The sequence below is a fragment of the Streptomyces sp. NPDC087901 genome, assembly GCF_044742205.1.
Classification (GTDB): Bacteria; Actinomycetota; Actinomycetes; order Streptomycetales; family Streptomycetaceae; genus Streptomyces.
In genome coordinates, this window is record NZ_JBIUUC010000002.1 from 421,222 (window position 1) to 447,389 (window position 26,168).

General features: G+C 70.2%; 20 protein-coding genes. 6 read left to right on the forward strand and 14 right to left on the reverse strand.

The features are described 5' to 3' along the window. Positions 1-165 precede the first annotated feature (165 nt). The 6 genes from ACIOEW_RS07405 to ACIOEW_RS07430 all read right to left on the reverse strand — a co-directional run bounded on the left by ACIOEW_RS07405 (position 166) and on the right by ACIOEW_RS07430 (position 7,443). Complete coding sequence (locus ACIOEW_RS07405) at positions 166-1,371, reverse strand: acyl-CoA dehydrogenase family protein (RefSeq protein WP_401962192.1); 1,206 nt, start codon at positions 1,369-1,371, stop codon at positions 166-168. Positions 1,372-1,373: 2 nt separating this feature from the next. Continuing rightward, positions 1,374-1,901 (reverse strand): MaoC family dehydratase, encoded by a 528-nt coding sequence (locus ACIOEW_RS07410; RefSeq protein WP_362555946.1) that lies wholly within the window; start codon positions 1,899-1,901, stop codon positions 1,374-1,376. 2 nt (positions 1,902-1,903) lie between these two features. Continuing rightward, on the reverse strand, positions 1,904-2,929 hold the full coding sequence (locus tag ACIOEW_RS07415) for a CoA ester lyase (protein WP_362555944.1): 1,026 nt from the start codon (positions 2,927-2,929) through the stop codon (positions 1,904-1,906). Further along, positions 2,926-4,938 carry a protein meaA gene (locus ACIOEW_RS07420; protein WP_401962196.1) on the reverse strand — a complete coding sequence of 671 codons (2,013 nt, stop codon included), beginning with the start codon at positions 4,936-4,938 and terminating at the stop codon, positions 2,926-2,928. The genes ACIOEW_RS07415 and ACIOEW_RS07420 overlap by 4 nt, the downstream gene beginning before the upstream one ends. Position 4,939: 1 nt before the next feature. After that, positions 4,940-6,277, reverse strand: coding sequence for a crotonyl-CoA carboxylase/reductase (ccrA, locus tag ACIOEW_RS07425; RefSeq protein WP_362555940.1), 1,338 nt, complete (start codon positions 6,275-6,277; stop codon positions 4,940-4,942). 368 nt (positions 6,278-6,645) lie between these two features. Next, positions 6,646-7,443: a GNAT family N-acetyltransferase gene (locus ACIOEW_RS07430; RefSeq protein ID WP_362555938.1), complete on the reverse strand. Its 798-nt coding sequence runs from the start codon at positions 7,441-7,443 to the stop codon at positions 6,646-6,648. A 183-nt stretch (positions 7,444-7,626) separates the two neighbouring features. On the opposite strand from ACIOEW_RS07430, the gene ACIOEW_RS07435 reads away from it, so the two are divergent. Continuing rightward, complete coding sequence (locus tag ACIOEW_RS07435) at positions 7,627-8,361, forward strand: restriction endonuclease (RefSeq protein ID WP_362555936.1); 735 nt, start codon at positions 7,627-7,629, stop codon at positions 8,359-8,361. Positions 8,362-8,401: 40 nt separating this feature from the next. Here ACIOEW_RS07435 and ACIOEW_RS07440 read toward each other — a convergent pair whose 3' ends face one another. Both ACIOEW_RS07440 and ACIOEW_RS07445 read right to left on the reverse strand, forming a co-directional pair. Beyond that, on the reverse strand, positions 8,402-9,217 hold the full coding sequence (locus tag ACIOEW_RS07440) for a TetR family transcriptional regulator (RefSeq protein WP_351000874.1): 816 nt from the start codon (positions 9,215-9,217) through the stop codon (positions 8,402-8,404). Between the two features lie 130 nt (positions 9,218-9,347). Further along, complete coding sequence (locus ACIOEW_RS07445) at positions 9,348-11,129, reverse strand: 3-hydroxybutyryl-CoA dehydrogenase (RefSeq protein WP_362555934.1); 1,782 nt, start codon at positions 11,127-11,129, stop codon at positions 9,348-9,350. 370 nt (positions 11,130-11,499) lie between these two features. On the opposite strand from ACIOEW_RS07445, the gene ACIOEW_RS07450 reads away from it, so the two are divergent. Next, positions 11,500-12,072 carry an adenylosuccinate lyase gene (locus ACIOEW_RS07450; protein WP_362555932.1) on the forward strand — a complete coding sequence of 191 codons (573 nt, stop codon included), beginning with the start codon at positions 11,500-11,502 and terminating at the stop codon, positions 12,070-12,072. On the opposite strand, the gene ACIOEW_RS07455 is transcribed toward ACIOEW_RS07450, so the two are convergent. The 3 genes from ACIOEW_RS07455 to ACIOEW_RS07465 form a co-directional block, all read right to left on the reverse strand. After that, positions 12,050-12,613, reverse strand: coding sequence for a GNAT family N-acetyltransferase (locus ACIOEW_RS07455; protein ID WP_401962202.1), 564 nt, complete (start codon positions 12,611-12,613; stop codon positions 12,050-12,052). The genes ACIOEW_RS07450 and ACIOEW_RS07455 overlap by 23 nt on opposite strands. A gap of 46 nt (positions 12,614-12,659) precedes the next feature. Further along, complete coding sequence (locus ACIOEW_RS07460; RefSeq protein WP_401962205.1) at positions 12,660-14,252, reverse strand: alpha/beta hydrolase; 1,593 nt, start codon at positions 14,250-14,252, stop codon at positions 12,660-12,662. Between the two features lie 129 nt (positions 14,253-14,381). Further along, positions 14,382-15,431: an Rv2578c family radical SAM protein gene (locus tag ACIOEW_RS07465; protein WP_401962208.1), complete on the reverse strand. Its 1,050-nt coding sequence runs from the start codon at positions 15,429-15,431 to the stop codon at positions 14,382-14,384. A gap of 148 nt (positions 15,432-15,579) precedes the next feature. On the opposite strand from ACIOEW_RS07465, the gene ACIOEW_RS07470 reads away from it, so the two are divergent. The 4 genes from ACIOEW_RS07470 (at position 15,580) to ACIOEW_RS07485 (ending at position 22,178) form a co-directional block, all read left to right on the forward strand. Beyond that, positions 15,580-16,053: an SRPBCC family protein gene (locus ACIOEW_RS07470; RefSeq protein ID WP_401962211.1), complete on the forward strand. Its 474-nt coding sequence runs from the start codon at positions 15,580-15,582 to the stop codon at positions 16,051-16,053. Positions 16,054-16,241: 188 nt separating this feature from the next. Further along, positions 16,242-18,686 carry an MFS transporter gene (locus ACIOEW_RS07475; protein ID WP_401962214.1) on the forward strand — a complete coding sequence of 815 codons (2,445 nt, stop codon included), beginning with the start codon at positions 16,242-16,244 and terminating at the stop codon, positions 18,684-18,686. Positions 18,687-18,891: 205 nt separating this feature from the next. Continuing rightward, positions 18,892-21,339: a SpoIIE family protein phosphatase gene (locus ACIOEW_RS07480; RefSeq protein WP_401962216.1), complete on the forward strand. Its 2,448-nt coding sequence runs from the start codon at positions 18,892-18,894 to the stop codon at positions 21,337-21,339. 119 nt (positions 21,340-21,458) lie between these two features. After that, a complete protein-coding gene (locus ACIOEW_RS07485) occupies positions 21,459-22,178 on the forward strand; it encodes a class I SAM-dependent methyltransferase (RefSeq protein WP_401962218.1) in 720 nt (239 codons plus the stop codon). A gap of 52 nt (positions 22,179-22,230) precedes the next feature. On the opposite strand, the gene ACIOEW_RS07490 is transcribed toward ACIOEW_RS07485, so the two are convergent. From ACIOEW_RS07490 to ACIOEW_RS07500, 3 genes are read right to left on the reverse strand one after another with little or no spacing between them, the layout of a single operon-like run. After that, a complete protein-coding gene (locus ACIOEW_RS07490; protein WP_401962220.1) occupies positions 22,231-23,316 on the reverse strand; it encodes an acyltransferase in 1,086 nt (361 codons plus the stop codon). After that, on the reverse strand, positions 23,316-25,559 hold the full coding sequence (locus ACIOEW_RS07495) for a bifunctional polysaccharide deacetylase/glycosyltransferase family 2 protein (RefSeq protein WP_401962221.1): 2,244 nt from the start codon (positions 25,557-25,559) through the stop codon (positions 23,316-23,318). Before ACIOEW_RS07495 ends, ACIOEW_RS07490 begins: the two co-directional genes overlap by 1 nt. Then, complete coding sequence (locus tag ACIOEW_RS07500; protein WP_401962223.1) at positions 25,556-25,894, reverse strand: hypothetical protein; 339 nt, start codon at positions 25,892-25,894, stop codon at positions 25,556-25,558. The genes ACIOEW_RS07495 and ACIOEW_RS07500 overlap by 4 nt, the downstream gene beginning before the upstream one ends. Between the last annotated feature and the right edge of the window lie 274 nt (positions 25,895-26,168).

Here is a 26,168-nt window from a genome sequence, read left to right on the forward strand (position 1 = left end):
GGATGATGCCGCGCTGGCAACGGGGGACGGCGGCTTTTCCGGCGATGTTATCGGTTGCGGACCGCAACTGGGCAAGCCAGCAGCCGAGTCGGACGTCTGGAAGGCACCGGATGAGGATGACAGGGTGTGATCTTCTTCGCGGCTAAATCACCTCGAAAGGGACAATCAACCCTGGATGCGGTACTCCTCGAGGAGTCGGCGCCCGATGATCATTTTCTGGATCTCGGCGGTACCTTCACCGATCAGCAGCATCGGGGCCTCACGGTAGAGGCGCTCGATCTCGTACTCCTTGGAGAAGCCGTAGCCGCCGTGGATACGGAAGGCGTCCTCGACGACTTCCTTGCAGTACTCGGAGGCGAGGTACTTCGCCATCCCTGCCTCCAGGTCGTTCCGCTCCCCGGAGTCCTTTTTGCGCGCTGCATTTACCATCATTGCATGCGCGGCCTCGACCTTGGTGGCCATTTCAGCCAGCTTGAACTGGATCGCCTGGTGCTGGGCGATCGGCTTTCCGAAGGTGTGGCGCTGCTGCGCGTAGGAAACGCCCAGTTCGAATGCACGCTGTGCGACGCCGCAGCCACGCGCAGCCACGTTCACGCGGCCCACCTCCACGCCGTCCATCATTTGGTAAAACCCTCGGCCGGTGGTGCCGCCCAGTACGCGATTGGCCGGAATGCGCAGTCCGTCCATGATGAGCTCGGTGGTGTCGACGCCCTTGTAGCCCATCTTGTCGATCTTTCCCGGGATCGTGAGGCCGGGCCTGACCTCGCCGAATCCGGGCTCCTTCTCCACCAGGAAGGTCGTCATCGACTTGTGCGGCGGCGTGCCCTCGGGGTGGCCTTCGTCACTCCGGCACAGGACGGCGACGAGCGAGGACGTGCCGCCGTTCGTCAGCCACATCTTCTGGCCGTTGAGGACGTACTCCTCGCCGTCCTTGACGCCCTTGGAGCTGATCGCCGAGACGTCGGAGCCCAGCGCCGGCTCGGACATCGAGAACGCGCCACGGACCTCGCCCAGCGCCATCCGGGGCAGGAAGGTGTCCTTCTGCTCCTGCGTGCCGTGCTGCTTGAGCATGTACGCCACGATGAAGTGCGTGTTGATGATCCCCGACACGCTCATCCAGCCGCGGGCGATTTCCTCCACACACAGCGCGTATGTGAGAAGCGACTCACCCAGGCCCCCGTACTCCTCGGGAATCATCAGTCCGAACAGGCCGAGCTCCTTGAGCCCCTCGACGATCTCGATGGGGTACTCGTCGCGGTGCTCCAGCTGGGTCGCGACCGGAATGATCTCCTTGTCGACGAAATCCCGGACCGTGGAGAGGATTTCCTGCTGGACGTCGTTGAGTCCGGCCGTCTGGGCGAGTCGCGTCATGGCTACTTCTCCGCGTTCTTCTGCGAGGGCTGCTTCAGCTCCGGGCGGCCCGGCTGCTCGCCGCCCCGCTCCTTGATGTACGTCTCGGTGGGGACCATGACCTTGCGGCGGAACACGCAGACGAGCGTGCCGTCCTGCTTGTAGCCCTTGGTCTCCACATAAACGATGCCGCGGTCGCTCTTGGACTTTGACGGGGTCTTGTCCAGGACGGTGGTCTCGCCGTAGATCGTGTCGCCGTGGAAGGTCGGCGCCACGTGCTTTAGCGACTCGACCTCCAGGTTGGCGATCGCCTTTCCGGAGACGTCCGGGACCGACATGCCGAGCAACAGCGAGTAGATGTAGTTGCCGACGACGACGTTCTTGCCGAAGTCGGTCGTCTTCCCGGCGTAGTTGCTGTCCATGTGCAGCGGGTGGTGATTCATGGTCAGCAGGCAGAACAGGTGGTCGTCGTATTCGGTGACGGTCTTTCCGGGCCAGTGCTTGTAGACAGCACCGACCTCGAATTCCTCGTACGTGCGTCCGAACTGCATGATCAGGCCTCCGGAGCTTCGAACTTGGAGGTGCGCTGCATGCCGGCCGCGCGGCCCTTGCCCGCGATGACCAGGGCCATCTTGCGGCTGGCCTCGTCGATCATCTCGTCGCCGAGCATCGCGGAGCCCTTCTTGCCGCCCTCCTCGGAGGTGCACCAGTCGTAGGCGTCGAGGATGAGCTCGGCGTGGTCGTAGTCCTCCTGCGAGGGTGAGAACACCTCGTTGGCCGCGTCGACCTGACCGGGGTGCAGCACCCACTTGCCGTCGAAGCCGAGTGCCGCGGCACGGCCGGCGACCTCGCGGTACGCGTCCACGTCGCGGATCTGGAGGAACGGGCCGTCGATCGCCTGGAGATCGTGCGTACGGGCCGCCATCAGGATGCGCATCAGGATGTAGTGGTAGGCGTCCGCGCCGTAGCCGGGCGGCTGCTGGCCGACGACCAGGGTCTTCATGTTGATCGATGCCATGAAGTCGGCCGGGCCGAAGATGAGGGTCTCCAGGCGGGGCGAGGCCGCGGCGATGTCGTCGATGTTGACGAGGCCCTTGGCGTTCTCGATCTGCGCCTCGATGCCGATCTTCCCGACCTCGAAGCCCATCGTCTTCTCGATCTGCGTGAGCAGCAGGTCCAGCGCGACGACCTGCTGGGCGTCCTGGACCTTCGGCAGCATGATGCAGTCGAGGTTGGGGCCCGCACCCTCGACGACCGTGATGACGTCGCGGTACGTCCAGTGCGTCGTCCAGTCGTTGACCCGCACGACCCTGGTCTTGCCCGTCCAGTCGCCGTTGTTCAGCGCGTCGACGATGTGATGGCGGGCGCCCTCCTTGGCGAGCGGCGCGCAGGCGTCCTCCAGGTCCAGGAAGACCTGGTCCGCGGGGAGGCCCTGGGCCTTCTCCAGGAAGCGCGGGTTCGAGCCCGGGACGGCCAGGCAGGAGCGGCGGGGGCGCAGCCGGTTCACGGGAGACGAGGGGTGCGCGGCGGAGCCGCCCGAAATCGGGGTGGTGGCGGGCGACGGGCTGGGCGTGGTCATGCGGGGACCTCCAGAGGGTCGAGCTTGTTCGCTTTCCGGATCTCGTCGACGATACGGCCGATGATCTCCGTGATGCCGAAGTCCTTCGGGGTGAATACGGCGGCGACACCGGCCTTGATCAGGGCCTCCGCGTCTGCGGGGGGAATGATCCCGCCCGCGATCACCGGGATGTCGCCGGCGCCGGTGCGGCGCAGCCGGTTCAGTACGTCCGGCACCAGCTCGGCGTGCGAGCCGGACAGGATCGACAGCCCGACGCAGTGCACGTCCTCGGCGACGGCGGCCGAGACGATCTGTTCGGGCGTCAGGCGGATGCCCTGGTAGACGACCTCGAATCCGGCGTCACGCGCGCGTACGGCGATCTGCTCGGCGCCGTTGGAGTGCCCGTCCAGGCCGGGCTTGCCGACGAGCAGCCGCAGCCGGCCCGTGCCCAGGTCCTCGGCGGTCCGGGCGACCTTCTCGCGTACGAGGGCGAGCGGGGTGCCCGCCTCCGCGGTCACCGCGACCGGGGCGGACGACACACCCGTCGGGGCCCGGAACTCGCCGAAGACATCGCGCAGGGCCCAGGACCACTCGCCGGTGGTGACGCCCGCACGGGCGCACTCGACGGTCGCCTCCATCATGTTCTCGGTCCCCGCCGCGGCCTTCTTCAGGGCGGCGAGCGCCTCGGTGGCACGGGGCTCGTCGCGGTTGTCGCGCCACTCGTGGAGCGCGGCGACGACCTTGGCCTCGTTCGCAGGGTCGACCGTCATGATCGCGGCGTCGAGGTCGGCGGTGAGCGGGTTGGGTTCCGTCGTCCCGTAGATGTTGACGCCGACGATCTTCTCCTCGCCGCCCTCGATCCGGGCGCGCCGGGCGGCGTGCGAGGAGACCAGCTCGGACTTCAGATAGCCAGACTCGACGGCCGCCATGGCGCCGCCCATCTGCTCGATCCGGTCCATCTCGGCCAGCGAGTCGGTGACCAGCTCGTCCACCTTGGCCTCGATGACGTGCGAGCCGGCGAAGATGTCCTCGTACTCCAGCAGATCGCTCTCGTGGGCGAGGACCTGCTGGATGCGCAGCGACCACTGCTGGTCCCAGGGCCGGGGAAGCCCCAGCGCCTCGTTCCAGGCGGGCAGTTGCACGGCGCGTGCGCGGGCGTCCTTGGAGAGGGTGACGGCCAGCATCTCCAGGACGATGCGCTGGACGTTGTTCTCCGGTTGTGCCTCGGTCAGACCGAGCGAGTTGACCTGCACGCCGTAGCGGAAGCGGCGCTGCTTGGCGTCTCCGATGCCGTAGCGCTCGCGGGTGACCCGGTCCCAGATGCGGCCGAAGGCGCGCATCTTGCACATCTCCTCGATGAAGCGGACGCCCGCGTTCACGAAGAACGAGATCCGGGCGACCACGTCGCCGAACTTCTCCTCGGGCACCTGCCCGGAGTCGCGCACCGCGTCGAGCACGGCGATCGCCGTGGACATGGCGTACGCGATCTCCTGGACGGGGGTGGCTCCCGCCTCCTGCAGGTGGTAGCTGCAGATGTTGATCGGGTTCCACTTCGGGATGCGGTTGACCGTGTACGTGATCATGTCGGTGGTCAGCCGCAGCGAGGGTCCCGGCGGGAAGACGTGCGTCCCGCGCGAGAGGTACTCCTTGACGATGTCGTTCTGCGTGGTGCCCTGGAGCTTGTTCGCGTCGGCGCCCTGCTCCTCGGCTACGACCTGGTAGAGCGCCAGCAGCCACATGGCGGTGGCGTTGATCGTCATGGACGTGTTCATCTGCTCCAGGGGGATGTCCTGGAACAGCCGGCGCATGTCGCCGAGGTGCGAGACGGGCACGCCGACCCGGCCGACCTCGCCGCGGGCGAGGACGTGGTCGGGGTCGTAACCGGTCTGGGTCGGAAGGTCGAAGGCGACCGACAGACCGGTCTGGCCCTTGGCGAGGTTGCGCCGGTAGAGCTCGTTGGACGCCTCGGCGGTCGAATGACCGGCGTACGTCCGCATGAGCCACGGGCGGTCCTTCTGACGGCCGGTCATGTCAGATGTTCCTGAATCGGTTGATGGCGTCGATGTGCTGCTCGCGCAGCTCCCCGTCGCGCACGCCCAGGCCCTCGGTGGGTGCCAGTGCCAGGACGCCGACCTTGCCCTGGTGCAGGTTGCGGTGCACGTCGTACGCGGCCTGGCCGGTGTCCTCCAGGGAGTAGACCTTCGACAGCGTCGGGTGGATCTTGCCCTTGGCGACCAGCCGGTTGGCCTCCCAGGCCTCGCGGTAGTTGGCGAAGTGCGAGCCGACGATCTTCTTGAGCGACATCCACAGGTAGCGGTTGTCGTACTCGTGGTTGTAGCCCGAGGTCGAGGCACAGGTGACGATCGTGCCGCCCTTGCGGGTCACGTACACACTCGCGCCGAAGGTCTCGCGGCCCGGGTGCTCGAAGACGATGTCCACGTCCTCGCCGCCGGTCAGTTCACGGATGCGCTTGCCGAACCGCTTCCACTCGCGCGGGTCCTGGTTGTGCTCGTCCTTCCAGAACTTGTAGCCCTCGGCGTTGCGGTCGATGATCGCCTCGGCGCCCATCTTCCGGCAGATCTCCGCCTTCTGGTCACTGGAGACGACACAGATCGGGTTGGCGCCGCCGGCCAGGGCGAACTGCGTGGCGTAGGAGCCGAGTCCGCCGCTCGCGCCCCAGATGAGGACGTTGTCGCCCTGCTTCATACCGGCGCCGTTGCGGGAGACGAGCTGGCGGTACGCGGTGGAGTTGACCAGCCCGGGAGCCGCCGCCTCCTCCCAGCTGAGGTGGTCCGGCTTCGGCATCAGCTGGTTGGACTTGACGAGTGCGATCTCCGCCAGCCCGCCGAAGTTGGTCTCGAAGCCCCAGATGCGCTGCTCGGGGTCGAGCATCGTGTCGTTGTGGCCGTCCGAGGACTCCAGCTCGACCGAGAGGCAGTGCGCGACGACCTCGTCGCCGGGCTTCCAGGCGTTGACGCCCGGGCCGGTGCGCAGGACGACGCCCGCCAGGTCGGAGCCGATGACGTGGTACGGGAGGTCGTGGCGCTTGCTGAGGTCGCTGAGCTTTCCGTAGCGCTCCAGGAAGCCGAAGGTCGAGACGGGCTCGAAGATCGACGTCCACACGGAGTTGTAGTTGACCGAGCTGGCCATGACCGCCACCAGGGCCTCGCCCGGGCCGAGCTCCGGCACCGGAACGTCCTCGACATGGAGGGACTTGCGGGGGTCCTTGTCGCGGCTGGCGACGCCGGCGAACATCTCGGCCTCGTCCTTGTGCACGGTCACCGCGCGGTACGACTCGGGAATGGACAGGGCCGCGAAGTCTGCGGCGGTGCTGTCCTCGGACTGGATCGCGTCCAGGATTTCCTTCACGGTGTGCCTCCGGCGGTGCGGCGTTTGAGGGAACGCTTGAGGGTCCTGCCAAGCAGGGGGAGCGGTGTTGCGTGGAGGTGTGCCGTCGGTTCGGCGGATGGTGCTTCGGCTGCTTGCTCTGTGGAGCAGAAGGGTTTGCCTGTGACGCAGGCGTCCGGGCGCGCAGGCACGTGGCTTGCGGGGACAGCCGGCGTACGTGAGGTCTCAGCACGCCGGCCGCCCGGACGACTTCAACGTATGGCACTCCGTGACAGCTGGCAAGGCACTGGGTGCCAGCAATTTCCCTCAATTGTCATCCGGGTGCCACGCATGAGCAACACGGGGGCGTTTTGCCGTCTTGCGACCGGTTCTGGGTGGTAGCGGTCGGGTCAGGAGGCGGGGCGGTAGACGTACGGCGTCGTCGTGCTCAGGGCCGTGAACCCGAGACGCTGGAGGATCGGGCGGCTGTCCTCCGTGGCGTCGACCTGGAGGTACCGGCAGCCGCGCTCGGCGGCGATGCCCGCCCGGAAGGCGATCAGTGCCCGGTAGATGCCCTTGCCGCGCCACGCCTCGACCGTGCCGCCGCCCCACAGTCCGGCGAAGCCGGTGCCCGGGTACAGCTCCATCCTGGCCGAGCTCACCGGCTCGTCGCCCGCCATGGCCAGCACTCCGACGAAGTGGTCCTCCTTCAGCTGGGCCAGCAGCTGATGCCGCAGCCGGGACGAGTCCGAGCCGAACGCCTGCTCATGGGCCCGCGCCATCAGATCGACATCGGCCTCGTCACGCACCGTGCGCAGGCGGACGCCGTCCGGGAGCCGGACGGCCGTGGGCTGGTCCGCGACAGGTGCGACGAGCAGGGTCTCCGGCTCCTCCGGCTCGAAGCCGGCCGCCAGCAGCCGCGCCCCGAGGTCGGCCGGCCGGTCGTGCGCGTACAGCTTCCACTCGAACTCCCCGTACCCGAGCTCGGTCCAGTGGGCCACCTGCGCGGCGATCGCGGCGTCGGCCCTGGCCGCGTCCAGATCGGGCGACGACCATACGACCCCGTTCCAGTCGTTCTCCCCACCCACCTGCCGTACGACGTCGGCTGTGCGCTCGACGCGGACGCCGGGGCCGCCGGGGCGGGCGTGCTCACGCATCTCGCGGTCGAAGGCGGCCAGCAGAGGGTGGTGGTCCTGATTTCGGGTCATCCGCACACCACAGCACCGGGCCGAGGCGCCGGCAACCGCATTTAGCGCCGTTGAATCCGCCGGGCCCGGGCAGACGGCAGAGATGAATGATCTTGGAAGACTCATATCCGGACGAGCGGGGCGGCGGGGATGACGGCACCGGTGCGGGAACGGGGTTTCGAGGGGCGCCGGAAGGCCTTCAGCGTGCGCAGGACCGCTTTCGGGTTCGGCGCCATTGCTCTGCTCATCTGCGGTGGATGGCTGATGGTGCGCACCGTGTGGGAGGGCATGTGCAGGCATCCGGCCGCCGTGGTGCCGGTCGCGGCGCTCTGCGCGGCGGGCGTCCTGATCCTGTACCTTCGCGGGCCGCGCCGCCGCCCGCGCGGGGGCACCGGCCCGCTCTCCGAGGCCGCGCGCGAGCTCTTCGAGCCGCCTCAGGAGCTCTGTGACCCGGCCCCCGAGCCGTCCGGCCACCCCCACCGCGACATCGCCCGCACGGTCGTCCTGACAGAACCGGAACCGGTGGAGCCGGAGGGTGAGGACGCGGACTACGCCGCCCTGGACGCCGACGGTTTCGAGGACGCGATCGCCGCGCTCTGCGAGCGGGACGGCTGCTCCGACGTGCAGGTCGTGGGCGGAGCGGGTGACCTGGGGGCGGACGTGATCGCGACGGCCCCGGACGGGCGGCGCCTGGTCGTCCAGTGCAAGTGCTACGGCCCCGCCACCAAAGTCGGTTCCCAGGACCTTCAGCGATTCGGCGGAACCTGCTACGCCGTGCACGAGGCGGAGATCGCCGTCTGCGTCACCACCAGCGCTTACACAGGTCCCGCCCTCGACTACGCGAAGCAATGCGGGATCCTGTGCCTGGACGGCGAGGCGCTCGCGGGCTGGAGCGAGGGCTCCGCGCCGGCGCCATGGCAGGCCGACGAGGGTCTCTGAAGGCCTCCCGGGCCGGGCGGCCGAGAACGGGCGGTCCCGCTCAGCGCTCCTTGAGCGCCTGCTGGATCGTGCGCATCACTTCGTCCAGCGGCGCGTCCGTCCGCGCCACGGCCACCAGGACCTCGCCCTCCGTGCTCACCGACGCGGACGGCGGCTTCGCCGGCTCACTGCCGGCGGTCCGGCCCGCGCCGATCCCCGTCCCGAACGTGTCACGGACGATGGCGAACGCCTGGTCCAGTTGCGCCTCCACATCGCCCTGGCCGTCCGCGCGCAGCCAGCGACGCAGCACGTGGTTGTGCGCGGTGACCACGGCCGACGCCGCGACCTCCGCCAGCAACGGGTCGTCGTTGCCGGCAAGGTGGTCGCGCTCGTCGAAGTGGCCCAGCAGGTAGCGGGTGAAAAGCCGCTCGTAGCGGGCCACCGAGGCGATCTCGGCCTGCCGCAGGGTGGGTACCTCCCGGGTCAGCTTGTACCGGGCCACGGAGACCGCGGGCTTCGCCGCGTACATCCGCATGACTTCCTTGATGCCCCGGCAGACCGTGTCGAGCGGGTGCTCGTGCGCGGGGGCGGCGTTGAGGACCGCCTCGGCCCGGACGAGGGTGTCGTCGTGGTCCGGGAAGATGGCCTCGTCCTTGGACCGGAAGTGCCGGAAGAAGGTCCGCCTGGCGACGCCCGCGGCGCCCGCGATCTCGTCGACGGTCGTCGCCTCGTATCCCTTCGTGGCGAAGAGCTCCATCGCCGCGGCGGCCAGTTCACGGCGCATTTTGAGCCGTTGGGCGGCGGCGCGGGTGCCTGCGGCACTTTCCGGGACGTCGGGCGTGGCGGACACACGGGGGGACCTGGCGGGCTGGGACATGGTGTGAACGTACTGCATCGGTGCAGGAGGGTGCGCCTGTGGGGGCGGGCCGCCCGAAGGGCCGAGCAGCCCGCCCCAGCCGGCTCCCGGCCCGGAAGGCCCTGTACCGGGCCTTCCGGGCCGGGCCCTCTCAGCGGCGGGCATATTCGCGGAAGCCGCGCCCCGTCTTGCGGCCGAGGCAGCCCGCGGCCACCAGATGCTCCAGGAGCGGCGCCGGCGCGAGGCCCGGGTCGCGGAACTCGCCGTGCAGCACCTTCTCGATGGCGAGCGAGACGTCGAGGCCGACGACGTCCAGGAGCTCGAAGGGCCCCATCGGGTAGCCGCCGCCCAGCTTCATCGCGGCGTCGATGTCGTCGAGGGTCGCGTAGTGCTCCTCGACCATCTTGATCGCGTTGTTGAGGTACGGGAACAGCAGCGCGTTCACGATGAACCCGGCCCTGTCCCCGCAGTCCACCGGGTGCTTGCGGACCTTTCCGCAGACCTCGCGGACCGTGGCGTGCACATCGTCGGCGGTGAGCACCGTACGGACGACCTCGACCAGCTTCATCGCCGGCGCCGGGTTGAAGAAGTGCATCCCGATGACGTCCTCGGGCCGCGAGGTGGCCCGGGCGATCGACACGACGGGCAGCGACGAGGTGGTGGTGGCGAGCACCGCGCCAGGCCTGCACACCTTGTCCAGCGTGGCGAACAGCTGCTGCTTGACCACCAGGTCCTCGGCGACGGCCTCGACGGCCAGGTCCACCCCGTCGAAGGAGTCAAGCGAGCCCGCCGCGGTGATCCGGGCAAGGGTCTCGTCCCGGGCCCCGGCCGTCAGCCGCCCCTTGGTGACCGACCGCTCCAGCGACTTGGCGATCCGGCCCTTGGCGGTGTCCGCCTTCTCCTGACTGCGGGCGGCGAGCACCACGTCGTAGCCGGCCTTCGCGAAGACCTCCGCGATCCCCGAAGCCATCGTCCCGGAGCCCGCGACACCGACCGAACGCACCGTGCGGCCCGCACCCGCCCCGCCGTCCTGCGCCGGGGTCTGTGCGTCCGGGACCACCGTCTGGCTGCCCGGCTCCGCGTACGTGTAGAAGCCGCGGCCCGTCTTGCGGCCGCTCAGCCCGGCCGCGCTGAGCTGGCCGAGGATGGGCGCCGGGGCGTGCAGCCGGTCGTGCGAGGCGGAGTACATCGCCTCCAGGACGGTACGGGCGGTGTCGATGCCGATCAGGTCCAGCAGGGCGAGCGGGCCCATCGGCAGACCGCAGCCCAGCTTCATCGCCGCGTCGATGTCCTCGCGGGAGGCGTAGTTGGCCTCGTACATCGCGGCGGCCTGGTTGAGATAGCCGAACAGCAGGCCGTCGGCGACGAACCCCGGCCGGTCGCCGACCGCGACCGGCTCCTTGTCCAGCTGCCGGGCGAGCGCGGTGACGGCCTCGACGGCCGGCGGCGCGGTCAGCACCGAGGAGACCACCTCGACCAGCTTCATCGCCGGCGCCGGGTTGAAGAAGTGCAGGCCGAGCACGCGCTCGGGGTGCTGCGACTCCGCGGCGAGCCGGGTCACCGACAGGGCGTTGGTGCCCGTGGCGAGGATCGCGGTGGGCGAGACGACCGCGTCGAGCTCCCGGAAGACCTGCTGCTTGATCTCGTACGTCTCGGGCACGACCTCGATGACCAGCTCGGCTTCCGCCGCGGCCTGGAGATCGGAGAAGGTGCGGAACCGGGCGAGGATGTTGCGCCGCTCCTCCTCGGTGATCCGCTCGCGCTGCACGGCGCGGGCGGTGGAGGCCTCCAGGGAGGCGACGGCCTGGCGGGCGGCCGCGTCATTGATGTCGATACCGATGACCTCGCGGCCGGCGCGGGCCAGGACCTCGGCGATGCCGGTGCCCATGGTGCCGAGGCCGACGACGGCGATGGTGCTGAAATGGGTGTCCATCACGGGACTCCAGGGATGAGTGACGACTGAGGGACGCACGGAGCGCGGCCGATGAGAGGGGCGAAGAGCCCGACCGGCGCATGGCGTGCGGGAATTGCCTGTCGTGGTGCTCGGGTCCCGGGCGTGAAGTACCCGCCGGGACCGGGAAGGGGCGACGGACTCTGTCCCGGAGTCACGTCTCGCAAAGCTGCCGAACCGACAATCACTCCGGGTGGCTGCGTCACCAGGCCACCGGAGCCGGCGGGGGAGTGTCCCGCTCACATGAGGTTAACCGACGGGTAATGAGCGCGCCAGCCCCCGATTGTTGTGGTCCCTCTCACATCCGCCGCCCCCGCCGGCACGCTGTGTCGCCACCGATACGCTGACGGTCATGGACGAGGAGTTCCGGTCACTGACACACCGGCTGGCGGACGAGGCGGGAGAGTCGGCGGCCTACCGCAGACTGATCGCCACCGATGACGACGAGGAACTGGCCCGGGTGCTCATCGAGCACGAACGCCCGTTGTGGGCGCGCGAGATCGCCGCGTTCCGGCTCGGCTGCGGCGGTGACCGCCGTGCCTTCGAGCCCCTGGTGCTGCTGCTCAACCACCGCGACCCGGAGCGTTGCGTCGCAGCCGCTCACGCCCTGGCCCGCCTGGGCGACCCCCGCACGCCCCGTGCCGCCGCGGCACTCGCCACCAACGACCTGCGCACCGCCTACGCCCTCCACCCGGTCCGCCTGCTCACCGAACTGCGGGCCCCCGAGTCCGTACCCGCGCTGATGAGCACTCTGTCCCGGCTGCTGGGGCCGGACGAGCCGCACTGGCGGGTGGCGCTGGCCTGCGTGGAGGGCCTGGGGCGGCTCGGTGACGCGCAGGCCCGTCCGGTCCTGGAGGCCGCCCTGCCGCACCCCCGTCTCGGCGACGCGGCCGAGGACGCGCTCAGCCGGCTCCCGGCGGGCTGAGCGGGCGCACGTAGCGCACCTCGGGCACCGGGACACCGTCCACGTCGAAGGGTTCCTCGGCACCGTCGGCGCGAAAGCCCGCACGCTCGTAGAAGCGACGGGCGGGCGCGTTCTCGGCCAGCACCCAGAGCGCGAGGTCGGGGTGACCGGCCGCGGCGGCGCGGGCGAGCACCTCCGCCATGAGGGCCCGGCCGGCCCCGGTCCCGGTCTGCTCCGGAGCTACGTAGATCGCGTACAGCTCGCCGCGCGCGAGCCGCCTGCCGTCCTCGCGGTACGGCCCGTACGCGGCCCAGCCGATGACACCGAGGCCCGCCCGCTCGGCCACCAGGTTGACGACCGCGTTGTCCGCGGCGAAGAAGCCGCGACGGCGCTCCGCGTCCTCGGCGATGTTCATCGCGTCCAGATGCGCCTGCGGCATCAGGCCCGCGTACGCACTCTGCCAGCCGCGGACCCGGACCGTCGCGACAGCTTCGCAGTCGTCGACGGTCATGTCGCGGATCAGCGGTTCGGGGGCGTGTGCCGGAGCGAGGCGTGCAGTCATCCCGGCATCCTCGCGCACGCCCCCGATATGCGACAACGTCCTTCTGTCAGCCCCGGAACCCGATCAGCCCGTGCAGCGTGCTGCCCCGGCTGTCCGCCTCGGTACGGGACGCGGGCCGCGCGGACTTGGCCGCCGCCGGCTTCGGATCGGGCGTCTTCGCGCAGACCGCGTCCACGTCTGTGCCCTTCCCACGGGGCACCGTCCCCTTGGCGAGATAGCCCGCCAGGTACCGGTCCAGGCAGTCGTTGCCGCTCAGCGTGACACCGTGGTTGCCGCCGCCCTCCTCGACGACCAGGCTCGAACCGTCGAGCTTGCGGTGCAGGGTGACCCCGCCCTCGTACGGCGTGGCCGCGTCGTCCGTCGCCTGGAAGAGCAGCACCGGCGGCAGTTCGTGGTTGGAGATCCGGACCGGGTTCAGCGGCTCCACCGGCCAGTCGGCGCACGGTGCGTTGTACCAGGTGTTGCCCCAGGTCATGAACGGCGCCTTGGCGTGGACCCGCTGGGTGTCGTTGCGCCAGACGTTCCAGTCGCCCGGCCACTGCGCGTCGCGGCACTGCACGGCCGAGTAGACCGAGTACCCGTTGTCGCCCTCCGCGTCGACCGCGCCGAAGCGCTCGTACGCCTTGACCAGGGCCTTCTCGTCCTTGTCGTTCACATAGGCCGCGAACGCCCCGGCCAGTGTCGGCCAGTAGCCGTTGTAGTAACCGCCGGGCAGGAAGGTGTCGTCCAGCTCGCCCGCACCCACCTTCTTGCCCGCGGGATGCTTCTTGACCGCGTCGCGCATCCGGTACCAGGCCGCTTCGACCTTCGCCGGGTCGGTGCCGAGTCTGTACGTGCTGTCGTACTTCGCGACCCAGGCGGCGAACGCCTTGTGGCGGGTGTCGAACGCGTAGTCCTGGCTGAGGTTGTCGTCGTACCAGACCCCGTCCGGGTCCACGTTCGAGTCGAGGACCAGGCGCCGGACGCGGTCCGGGAACAGCTTCGCGTACACCGCGCCCAGGTAGGTGCCGTAGGAGTAGCCGAGGTAGTTGAGCTGACGCGAGCCGGTCGCGGCCCGGATCACATCGAGGTCCTTGGCCGCACTCACCGTGTCCATGTACGGAAGCAGGTCCGGGTACTTCTCGCCGCAGGCGGCCGCGAAGTCGCGGGCGCGGTTCCGGTTGGTCCGCTCGTCCTGGACGGAATGCGGTACCGGGTCGGGTCGTACCGGGTCGAAGTACTTCGGTACGCAGTCCAGAGCCGGCCGGCTCCTGCCGACGCCACGCGGGTCGAACCCGATCACGTCGTACTGGGCGGCCACCGCCTTCGGCAGTGAGCCGGCGACGAAACCGGCCATCGACAGACCGCTGCCGCCGGGACCGCCCGGATTGACCAGCAGCGGACCCTGGAACGTCTTCGCCGTGTGCGGGATCCGCGACAGGGCGAGAGTGACCTGGCGGCCCGACGGGTCGTCATGGTCGAGCGGAGCGTGCACCGACGCGCACTGGAGCGTCGGGTACGACTGGGTGCCGCAGCCGGTCCATTTGACCGACGCGGCACGTTGCGCGCCACTGTCGGCGCTCGCCGGGGCCGGCGCGGCGGTCACCAGACCGGCGACCGTCGCCCCGACCGCGATCAGAATTCCTGAACGGTTCGTCATATGGCCTCCCGTGGTGGGGGAACACGGCTGCGCGCGGCGCAGCCCCCGCCGCATGCTCCCCGCATTCGGAGCCGGAAGGGCCTGTTCTGTCAAGAGATGACCCGTTTGCCTCCGCAGGCGCGGCCCGGGTCAGAGCAGGGTCAGCTGGGTGGGTTCGGAAGCGGGCAGTGGGGTCTGCGGCTCGGCGCGCTCGGGGAAGCCGCGGGGCGTTCCGTGGTGCGAGGGGCCGATGCCGTACTCCGTCGCCAGCTCGTGCACGTACCGGGTGATGCGGCGCTGGTACCAGGTGGGCGCGTAGGCGCCGTCCGCGTACAGCCGCTCGTACCGCCGCACCAGATGCGGATGGTGGCGGCCGAGCCACTCCATGAACCACTCCCGGGCGCCCGGGCGCAGATGGAGGACGAGTGGGGTCACCGAGGTCGCGCCGGCGGCGGCGACGGCGCGGACCGTCGCCCGCAGCTGTTCCGGCCGGTCGCCGAGGTACGGAATGACGGGCGCCATCAGCACCCCGCAGCCGATGCCGTGCTCGCTGAGGGTGCGGACGACGTCGAGGCGCCGCTCGGGGGAGGGGGTGCCGGGCTCCACGGTCCGCCACAGTTCGGGGTCGACGAATCCGACGGAGACCGAGACACCGACCTCGGTGACGTCGGCGGCCTGCCGCAGCAGCTCCAGGTCGCGCAGGATCAGCGTGCCCTTCGTGAGGATCGAGAAGGGGTTCGCGTGGTCGCGCAGGGCCGTGAGGATGCCGGGCATCAGGCCGTAGCGGCCCTCCGCCCGCTGATAGCAGTCGACGTTGGTGCCCATCGCGATGTGCGCCCCGTGCCAGCGCGGTGAGGCGAGTTCGCGGCGCACCAGCTCCGGGGCGTTGATCTTGACCACGATCTGGGAGTCGAAGCCGAGCCCGGTGTCGAGGTCCAGATAGCTGTGGGTCTTGCGCGCGAAGCAGTAGACGCAGGCGTGTGTGCAGCCCCGGTACGGATTGACGGTCCACTCGAACGGCATCCGGGACGCGCCGGGTACCCGGTTCACGATCGAGCGGGCCCGTATTTCGTGGAAAGTGATGCCCCGGAATTCCGGGGTGTCGAAGGTGCGCGTCGTTACCGCGTCCGCGGCGAAGAGCGCGCCGGTACCGGTTTTGGTGGTTTCGGTGGGGTTATCGGCCAGATTGTCCCAGCGCATGGACGCCTCCTCGGTAGCACTGACCTGAGAATAGAACACTTGTTCCCTTGATCGTTTTCTCCCCTTCGTCCCGGACCGGATTTTGAGCCGGGCTGCCGAGGTGGTTGGCTCAGCACACCCCGAACAACCGAGTGCTGGAGGAACAGCCATGGCGCAGGTCGAGGCCACGACAGAGCGGATCATCGCGGCGGACGCGGAGACGGTGTTCGACGCGCTGGCCGACTACAAGGACGTCCGCGGCAAGGTGCTGCCCGGCCACTTCAGCGAGTACGAGATCCGGGAGGGTGGCGACGGCGAGGGCACCCTCGTCCACTGGAAGCTCCAGGCCACCAGCAAGCGGGTGCGTGACTGCCTGCTGGAGGTCACCGAGCCCACGGGGGGCCCCTCCCATGCCGCAGGCTATGGGGGAGGACAGCTCGTGGAGACGGACCGCAACTCCTCGATGGTCACGACCTGGACCGTCACCCCGGCCGGTGAGGGCAAGTCCAGGGCCGTCGTCTCCACCGTGTGGAACGGGGCCGGCGGCGTCGGAGGATTCTTCGAGAAGACCTTTGCTCCCAAGGGACTTGGGCGTATCTACGACGAGCTTCTGCAGAACCTTGCCGCCGAGTTGGAGAAGTAGCCTCCGGCCGGACTGTCCGGCCTCACCGGTTCGGGTGGTCTTTCCGGCCGGTCGGTTGTGCGCCGTAGTGGCTCCCACCGGGGGATACGCCCCCTGAGTGCGCCGTCAGCGCCCCCTCGTCGCGTTTGCCCTCACTTGTCGCGCAATGCGAGAAATGGGCGGCGGCAGTGCGACGAGGGGAGCGGCACGTGGTGGGTGGCATCACTCTGGTGAAGGACGAACCGGACGGTACGGGCGGCGCCGAGGCGGTGCCCGCGGTCGCCCCGCCTCCGCCGCCCGCCGCGACGGAATCCGTCGCCCCGGCCCTGCCCGGCGACGGGGCGACGGACCCCCGCCGCATCAGGCTCGTCTTCGTCGGGCTGATGCTCACGCTCCTGCTCGCGGCGCTCGACCAGATGATCGTCGCCACCGCGCTCCCGAAGATCGTCGGTGAGCTGCACGGCCTGGAGAAGATGTCCTGGGCGGTCACCGCCTATCTGCTCGCCTCGACCATCGGTCTTCCGATCTACGGCAAGCTCGGCGACCTCTTCGGCCGCAAGAGCGTCTTCCAGTTCGCGATCGTCGTCTTCGTCGTCGGCTCCGCGCTGGCCGGCTGGTCGCGCACCATGGACGAACTGATCGCCTTCCGGGCCCTTCAGGGCGTCGGAGGCGGCGGGCTGATGATCGGCGTCCAGGCCATCATCGCGGACGTCGTACCGCCCCGGGAGCGCGGCCGGTTCATGGGGCTCATCGGCGCGGCCTTCGGACTCGCTTCCGTGGCGGGCCCGTTGCTCGGCGGCTTCTTCACCGACCATGCCTCGTGGCGCTGGTGCTTCTACATCAACGTGCCTTTCGGCATGGTCACGCTGGCCGTCATCACCGTCGTGCTGAAACTGCCCAAGCCGACGGTCCGGCCCCGGCTCGACATCCTCGGCGCCGTGCTGCTGGCCGCCGCCTCCACCTGCCTCGTGCTGCTGACCAGTTGGGGCGGCACGGAGTACGCCTGGGGGTCGCGCACCATTCTGGGGCTGGCCGCCGGAGCTGCCGGAACGACTCTGCTGTTCCTCGCCGTCGAGCACCGCGCGCCCGAACCGATCATTCCGCTGCGGCTGTTCCGCGACTCGATCTTCAACGTCACCGCGCTGGTCGGCGCGGTCGTCGGGGTGGCACTGTTCGGCGCCGCCAGCTACCTGCCGACCTTCCTGCAGATGGTCGACGGGGCCACCGCCACCGAGTCCGGACTGCTGATGCTCCCGATGATGGGCGGCATCGTGGGCGCTTCCGTCGTCTCGGGCCAGCTCATCTCCCGTACCGGGCGCTACCGCGTCTACCCGATCGCGGGCAGCGCGATCTCGGCGGTGGGCATGTGGCTGCTGTCCCGGCTCGAGACCGATACCCCGCGGTTCGAATACAGCATCGCGCAGGCGGTCCTCGGCCTCGGGATCGGGCTGATCATGCCGGTGCTGGTCCTCGCCGTGCAGAACTCCGTACGCCCCGCCGATCTCGGCACCGCGACCAGTGCCAACAACTACTTCCGGCAGATCGGCGGCAGCGTCGGCGCCGCCGTGTTCGGCACCCTCTTCGCCGGACGGCTGGCCGACGCGCTCGCTGTGCGGCTGCCCTCCGGCGCAGGTCTTCCCGACCCGGAGTCGATCACGCCGCAGCTGGTCCACGCGATGGAGCCCGCGCTGCGGGACGCCTACATCCAGGCGTACGCCGACGCGATGCCCCGGATCTTCCTCTACCTCGTGCCGGTCCTCGTGCTCGGCCTGTTCTTCGCCTTCTTCCTCAAGGAGAAACCACTGGTGTCCCACCACAGCCCCGAAACCTCGGCCGAGCCCGCAGCGATCCCCTCCGCCCGCACCGACTCAGGCCCCCCGACCACCGGTTACCTCTCGGGTGTGCCGGTCTGCGGCAGTGTCCAGCACCCCGACGGTACGAAGGTGCCCCGCGCCGCCCTCACCCTCATCGACATCCAGGGACAGCAGGTCGGAAGGGGCGCCAGCGGGGACGAGGGGCGGTACGCGCTGAGTGTGCCCGGGGCCGGTTCGTACGTCCTCATCGCCGCGGCGGGGGGCCACCAGCCGCAGGCGGTCAGCGTCACCGTGGGTGAACGGCCGGTGGAACTGGACGTGGTGCTCGGGGGAGCCGGACGGCTGGCCGGCACCGTCGTGACCGCGGACGGTGTCCCGGTACGGGACGCGGCCGTCACCCTGACCGACGTACGCGGGGAAGTCGTCGCCTCCACGCGCAGCGGGCGCGAGGGCGGGTACGTGATCACGGAGCTGGTCGCGGGCGAGTACACCCTGGCCGCCTCCGCACCCGCCTTCCGGCCCGCCGCGCTGCCGGTCAGCGTGCAGGCGGCCAGGGAGACCCGGCAGGACATCGAACTGGCCGGCGGAGCCGTGCTGCGCGGGATCGTCCGGGCCAGTGGCGGACGGCCCGTCGAGGACGCCCGGGTGACGCTCCTGGACGCGGCCGGCAATGTGGTCGACACGCTGACCACCGGCCCCGACGGATCCTTCCGGTTCGTCGACCTGTCCACGGGCGAGTACACCGTGATCGCGGCCGGGTACCCGCCGGTCGCCACGGTGCTCCAGGTCGCGGGCGGCGGTCGCACCGAACGGGACCTCCAGCTGGGACACGAGGACTGAGAGCCCGGGGCTGGGACGGAGCCGGGTTCCCTCACCCCTCCGGCCCGGCCCCGCGACCGGCCCCGCGGTCCGGCCCTCCGGGCCGCGCGCGGTGCACCACCCCCGTGGGGGTGATTCCGTGCGATGGCCCGCGACGCCGGACGCGGGGCCGTACCGTGGACGCACGCACCGCAGAACCTTGCGGTGGGGAAGGAGCCTTCCGCCCATGGACCTCGGTGTGCCGCCGCAGAGGACACCACCGTCGCGTGACGCCGCGGCGGGCCGCGTGCCGCTCGCCGTGGTCGTCGTCGACGCGGACGGACTCGTCTCGCACTGGTCGACCGGTGCGAGGAGACTCTTCGGGGTCTCCCGCGAGGACGCCGTCGGCTGCCCCGCGGGTGAACTCCTGCCGGTGACCGGTGCGTTACGGCGACACGGCGATCCGTTGCCGGACAGGGCGTACGTCGAGTTCGGTCCGGAACTCGACAGTTCCCTCAACGGGACGGTCGCCTACCCGACGGCGGGCCGGGCCCGCGTCGACGAGCCGGACCGCGGCCGCATGGACGTGCTCTGGTGGGCCTATCCGCTCGTCGGCCCCGGCCCCGAACGGCTGCTCGTGCTGGCCGCCGACTCCGGGCCGCTGCGGGCCGACGCCGAGGGCGACACCCGGGACAACGAGACGATCGCCCCCGGATTCGCCCTGCACACCGACTTCCCCGGCTACCGGGAGCTGTCCTCGCGACTGCCCGAGATCCTGCCCAGCATGAGTGTCAGGGAAGCCACCCGGATCGTCTCCCAGGTTCTTGAACTCGGCTATCCCGTACTGGAGTTCAGTCACCACGACCGGATCCCCGTGACCCCCGACTGGGGCGTGCCGCAGCGCACCGGACACCGCACCGCCGACGGCCCGCAGCGCACCGCCGGGGGTTCCTCCGTCCCGCGCGCCGCACCCCGTCCCGAGCTGGACCTCGAATACGCGGCGGTCCGCGAGCGGCTGGAGTTCCTCAACGAGGTCAGCGGCCGCATCGGCACCTCGCTCGACCTGGAGCGGACCATCCGCGAGGTCACCAGCGCCGCCGTGCCCCGCTTCACCGACTTCGCCGGTACGCATCTGCGCGCCGCGGTCCTGGCCGGCGAGGGCTTCCCGGACGGGCCGCCCGACGTCACGACCATCTGGCACCGCGTCTGGGTCGAGCACAACGACGAACCGGGCCGCTGGGACGACACCGTGCCCGTCGGCGAATCCATCGCCTTTCCCGAGCACACCCCGTTCTTCCAGTGCATGGTCACCGGCGAACCGGTCATCATCCCTTACGTCAGTGAGGAGTTGAGCGGCCGGATCTCGGGCGAGTTCGAGAAGCGCGACCTGCGCCCCCTGATCACGCACCGCTCCCTGCTCATCGTCCCGCTCAAGGCCCGCGACGTGGTGCTCGGCTTCATGGTGCTGATGCGCCGCCCCGGCCGCGAACCCTTCGACGACATGGACCGCACCACCGGCGCCGAACTCGCCGCCCGGGCCGGGCTCGTCCTCGACAACGCCCGCATGTACACGTACCAGGAGAACGTCGCCGAGACCCTCCAGGACAGCATGCTGCCGCAGATCGAACCGCGCATGGCGGGCTGCGACATCGCCACCCGCTACCTGCCCGGCGCCCGGCTCGGCAGGGTCGGCGGCGACTGGTTCGACTCGGTGAAGCTCCCCGGATCCCGGACCGCGCTCGTCGTCGGTGACGTGATGGGCCACGGCCTCAACTCGGCAGCGATGATGGGTCAGTTGCGCACCGCGGTCCTGACCATGGCCACGATGGAGATGCCGCCCGCCCAACTGCTGCGCAACCTCGACGACCTGGCCCAGCGGCTCGGTGAGCAGTACCTCGCGACCTGTCTCTACGCGGTCTACGACCCGATCCGCTCCGAGCTCCAGATCGCCAACGCGGGGCACATCCCGCCTGTGCTGGTGCGCGCCGAGGACGGGCGGGCCGAGCTGCTCGACCTGCCGACCGGCGCCCCGATCGGCGTCGGCGGGGTCGCCTTCGAGACCGCCACCGTGCGGGTGCGCCCCGGTGACCGGCTGGTGCTCTGCACCGACGGTCTGGTCGAGGTGCGCGGCCAGGACATCGGGGCCGGTCTGGCAGCGCTCTGCGCCTCGGCCGCACATCCGGCCGCTTCGATGGACGACGCCTGCGACACGATCATCCGGGCCCTGAACCCCAGCGGCGGCCGCAAGGACGACGTGGCCCTGCTGATGGCCCGGCTCAACGGCATCCCGGACGGCGATGTCGCCGAGTGGCAGCTGGCCCTGGACCCGCGCGAGGTGGCCCGGGCCCGCCGTCTCGTGCGCGGCAGACTTCTCGACTGGGAGCTGCCGGACGCGGTGGAGGCGGCCGAGCTGATGGTCAGCGAGCTCGTCACCAATGCCGTGAAGCACGGCCGTTCCCACCACATCGGTCTCCGGCTGGTCCGCACCGGAGCCCTGCTCTGCGAGGTCAGCGACGACGAGCCCGCCCCCGCCACGCTGCTGGGCACCACCGCGCACGACGAGTCCGGCCGCGGACTGGTTCTGGTGAGCAGCCTCGCCCGGGAGTGGGGCAGCAGTACCACGGCCCGCGGCAAGACCGTCTGGTTCGAGCTGGCACTCTCCCGTGTCCCGCGCCCCCGGCCGATCGCCCGGTGACTGGAGGCCCGCCACGGGCCGAGACCGTCGAGGGTGTGCGCACCCTTGCCCGGAACAGCGGAAGACGGTAGTCCGGTGCTGAGCGAAATGCCTCGGGACGGCCGGACTTGGGAGTGCGCATGGATGTGTCGCAGCGATATCGTGAGGCGTGGGAAGGCTTCTGGTCGGCCACCTCGGACACACCCGGCGAGGCGATCTGGGACGCCGACCCCTCGCTGAGCGCCGCACCGCACAGCGAACTGCTCCTGCCGTACGCCGACGTCTCGCTGCCCGTCGTCGACCTCGGCTGCGGAAACGGCACCCAGACCCGCTATCTCGCCACCCGGTTCGCCCGTGCGATCGGGGTCGACCTCTCGCATGCGGCGGTCGGCCACGCCCGGCGGGCGGACCCCGAAGGCATCGCCGAGTTCGCTCAGCTGGACCTGGTCGACGGCGACGCCGTGCGCGCCCTCCACGAGCGGATCGGCGATGCGAACGTCTACATGCGGGCGGTCATCCACCAGAGTGAACCCGAGGCCAGGCCGGCGGTCGCGGCGGCTGTGGCGACGCTGCTGGGGAAGCGCGGCCGGGCGTTCGTCGCCGAGCTGACCCCGGCTTCCAAGGGCGTGCTGCAGCACGCCGCACAGGGGCCGGACGGGCCGCCCGAGAAGCTGCGACGGGTCTTCGAGCACGGGCTGAAACCGGCGAGCGCCACCGAGGAGGAGGTGCCGGATGTGCTGCGGGCGGCCGGACTGACCATCCTGGACAGCGGTGACACGGCACTGCCGCAGACCGAGTACCTGCCCGACGGAACCCGGATCGACCTGCCGGCGCGGTGGTTCGTCCTGGCCGCCCGCTGATCCGGGGCGCGCACCGGCCCCTCAGGAGTCCGTCCGGGGCCGGGCGCGTCTCTCACGGCAGCAGTCGCGGTCTCCGTTTCGCCGCAACGTCCTCCACCCAGCCGAGGAGCACGACAGCCGCGGCGACGAGGACCCAGGCGACGCCGAACTGCAGCCACGTGCTGGCGAGCGGCAGATGCCGTTCGAACGCGGGCACGTTCCACATGAGGTCGATCAGCGGCACGCTCGCCATCAGTGCGACCTCGTGCCACAGATAGACCGTCACGGCACGGGCGTTGAACACCTTCACCACCCGCGCCGCCACGGCGCGGCGGCCGAGCCACGCGCAGGCGGGCCGGAACCGAAGGAGCAGCAGGACGAAGCCCGCGGACCACAGCGCCTGGGCGAGCGGGATGTCGTCGAGGTCGTAGGACCCGTCGACGCGGTGGTGCAGCGCCCACCAGCCTCCGGCCGCCAGCAGGACCGGCACCACGGCGACGACCTGGCCGGGGCGCAGCCGGTCGAGCACCCCGTCGCGCTGGGCGAAACCGAGCAGCCAGCAGAACAGGAAGACCGACACATCGCTGACCGCACTCCCCAGCCGCCCGTCCGGCCCCCCGCCCAGTGCGGTCAGCGCCAGGACCGGGACGAGGGAGAGCACCAGCACCGGGACCGGAGCGAGCCGGAAGCCCCGGAGCAGCGCCGGCGACAGGAGGACGAACCAGAGGTACGTCCGCAGGTACCACAGCACCGCCCAGGCCTGCTCGCCCCACACGTTGCCCGGCGGATCACCGACCGGCAGCACCCAGTACAGGACGTCGGCGCCGGGTACCCAGCCGTGCAGCAGCATCGCCACGCCGATCACCAGGCCGAACACCCACAGCGGGATCAGCAGCCTGCGCAGCCGCCCCCGGATCACCTGCCGGGCCGGCCGCTCGAGGGAACGCGCCATGAGCGAACCGGCGAGCGCGAACATCACACCCATCGACGGGAACACGAGCCCCAGCCACGGCCATTCGAAGGTGTGGTAGGTGACGACACGGACCAGGGCGAAGGCCCGCAGCAGGTCGAACCAGCGGTCACGTCCGCCGCCGGCCCCGGAGGCAGGATCCGTACGAGCGGCGGCCGGCGGCGCTCCCCGCCGGTGCGCGCCTGCCATCAGCGGCTCTCCGTACCGGACGTGGGGGAGCCGACCACGCCGGTGCGCTTCAGCTTCTGCCAGCGCAGCCGGCCACCGGTCGCGGCGGTGACGCACGAGTGGATGAGCACCAGGTACATCAACTGCCGGTACGCCAACTGCTGGAACGGCAGCATCAGCAGATACCGGTACTTCTCCCGGTCGAGTCGGAACGCGTAGGCCGCGCAGACGAGTTGCACCAGCAGCACTGCCATCCAGGCCAGCAGCGACGCCCTGAAGTCCACGAACAGCATCGCGTAGAGGGTGAACACGTCGATCAGCGGGGCGAAGAGGGGGGTGACGATCTGGAAGAGGACCACCAGCGGCATCCCGATGCGGCCGAAGCGGCCCGACGGCCCGCGGTCCGTCACGGACCGCCGGTGCTTCCACAGCGCCTGCATGGTGCCGTAGCTCCATCGGTAGCGCTGCCGCCACAACTGTCCCAGGGAAGCGGGGGCCTCGGTCCACGCGCGGGCGTGCTCGGCGTAGACGACGCGCCAGCCGGCCCGGTGCAGGGCGATCGTGATGTCGGTGTCCTCGGCGAGCGTGTCCTCGCTCATGCCGCCGACGTCCGTCACCGCCGTACGGCGGAACGCGCCGATCGCGCCCGGGATGGTGGGCATGCACCGCAGCAGGTCGTACATCCGGCGGTCGAGGTTGAAGCCCATCACGTACTCGATGTGCTGCCATGCGCCGATCATCGTGTTGCGGTTGCCGACCTTGGCGTTGCCGGCGACCGCGCCGACCTCGGAGTCGCCGAAGGGCTGCACGAGCCGGTGCACGGTGTCGGGTTCGAAGACGGTGTCGCCGTCCATCATCACGACGATGTCGTGACGCGCTTGCCGCACACCGTTGTTGAGCGCGGCCGACTTGCCGGCGTTCTCCTGGCGTACGACCCGGAGGTTGGGGAGCCCCAGGGACTCGGCGATCTCCGGGGTCCCGTCGGTCGATCCGTCGTCGACGAGGATGATCTCGATCGGATGGGTGCTGGACGCCAGCGAGTTGAGGGTGTGGGCGATGCACTCCTTCTCGTTGTACGCGGGCACGATCACGCTCACCGGGCCGGTTACCGCGGGCCCCCAGACGAACCGGCGTCTGTTGCGCTGCCGGTAGTGGCGGCGGGCGAGGAGGAGCATCAGCCCGAACCGTCCCAGCACGGCGACGCCGACGACGGTCAGCGCAGCGGCGAGTACGGGCACGGTCCATTCGGCGACCGCGACGGCCGCGAGAAGTGCCCGGCCCTCCCAGAGGGTGGTGGCGTCGGCCTTGCGGTGCGCTGCCTGCTCGGTACCGGAGCCGGCGGCCGAGGCGGCGGCCGGCGGACCGGCGGCCTGCCCGGTCCGGTCCTGCCCGGTCCGGGTGTCGTGGCCGGACTGCGCCTGTGTCTGGTCGTCCTGCTGCTGGGCGCCGCTGACCGTGGTGAAGGTGTAGCCCTTCGCCTTCATCTTCTTGATGTACCGGGGCAGCGCCTCAAGGGTCTGTTCCCGGTCGCCGCCCGAGTCGTGGAAGAGCACGGAGGCACCCTTGCCGCTCTTCGGGGTGGCCAGGTCGATGATCTTGTCGACGCCCGGCTGCTGCCAGTCCTCGCTGTCGGTGTCGATGAAAACGCTGGTGTAGCCCAGTGCGCCGAGCTTCTTGTAGACGGGCCAGCTGTAGTTGTCGATGGCGTCGTTCGTCGACGAGTAGGGGGCGCGGAACAGTGTCGTGGTGATGCCGGTGGCCCCGGCCAGGGCCAGCTGCGTCTGGGCGATCTCACGCGTGATGCGGGAGGCGCTCCGGTACGAGAGGTCGACGTGCGTGAAGGTGTGGACGCCCACCTCGTTGCCGTTGTCGACCACCTTGCGCACGACGTCCGGATAGCGCGAGATCATCGAGCCCACGAGGAAGAACGTGCCCGGGACGTCGTTGTCGTCCAGGATGTCGAGCACCTTGCCGGTCCACTCGGGATCGGGCCCGTCGTCGAAGGTCAGCACGATCGTCTTGTCGGGTACCGACTGTGTGCGGGCCGTGCCGCCCCGGAAGCTGAGCAGGGGGCCGCCGTCCAGGACGCTGTCCGGGACCTTGCTCGCACTCGCGTCGGAGCGGATCCGCTGGTCGTTGCCGACCTCGGCCCGCAGATAGCCGTCGAGCAGCATCACGGAGACGAGGCCCAGCAGCAGCAGAAGGGCGATGACCACCCGGGGCCCTGGTATCGCCTGGGGGCGGGAGCGCGCGGTCCGGCTCATCGGGCCGTGCCGGTGCTCGGCGGGGCGTATGCGCTGTCGCCGCCGGGGGGCCCGCCGTCGCCGGGGCCGCCCTGGGCGTTGGACGTGCCGTCGAAGGGGAGCAGTGTCGAGGGCGACAGGGAGATCCCGCCCATGAAGGCAAGGGCCAGAACGGCGGTGTACCCGACGCAGGCGACACCCAGCGCGGCACCCGCCCGGCGCAGCAGCCGGGCGCGGCGGCCTGAGCTGTCCACGAAGACGGGCCCCTCCTGCGCCGCGGGCAGGGAGGTGCGCGCGTGTTTGCGGCGTCGGCCACGTACGACCGGATCTGTCTCGACAGGGGTATCGGAATGCATTTGCGTATGTTGACCAACGGCCATGTGCGAAGTCTGGGGCTTGGCTGGCCGGACGCTGTGGATCCGTGCGTCACCTGTAGGTGGGCTGAGAATACGAGAGCTGTGAGCGGCCGCCTGACGACACCAATGATCGGCCAACTGGCGCCCCGTCAAGCGAAGTTGGCATCGTCAGTGCGGAGCTTGGTGCTGTCCGGCCATGAACTTGCTGTGAGTGCCGAGTCGGTCAGGTGTGAGAGGTTCTGGGTGTTCCGGTCTCTCTGTGTCGCGGTTTCGG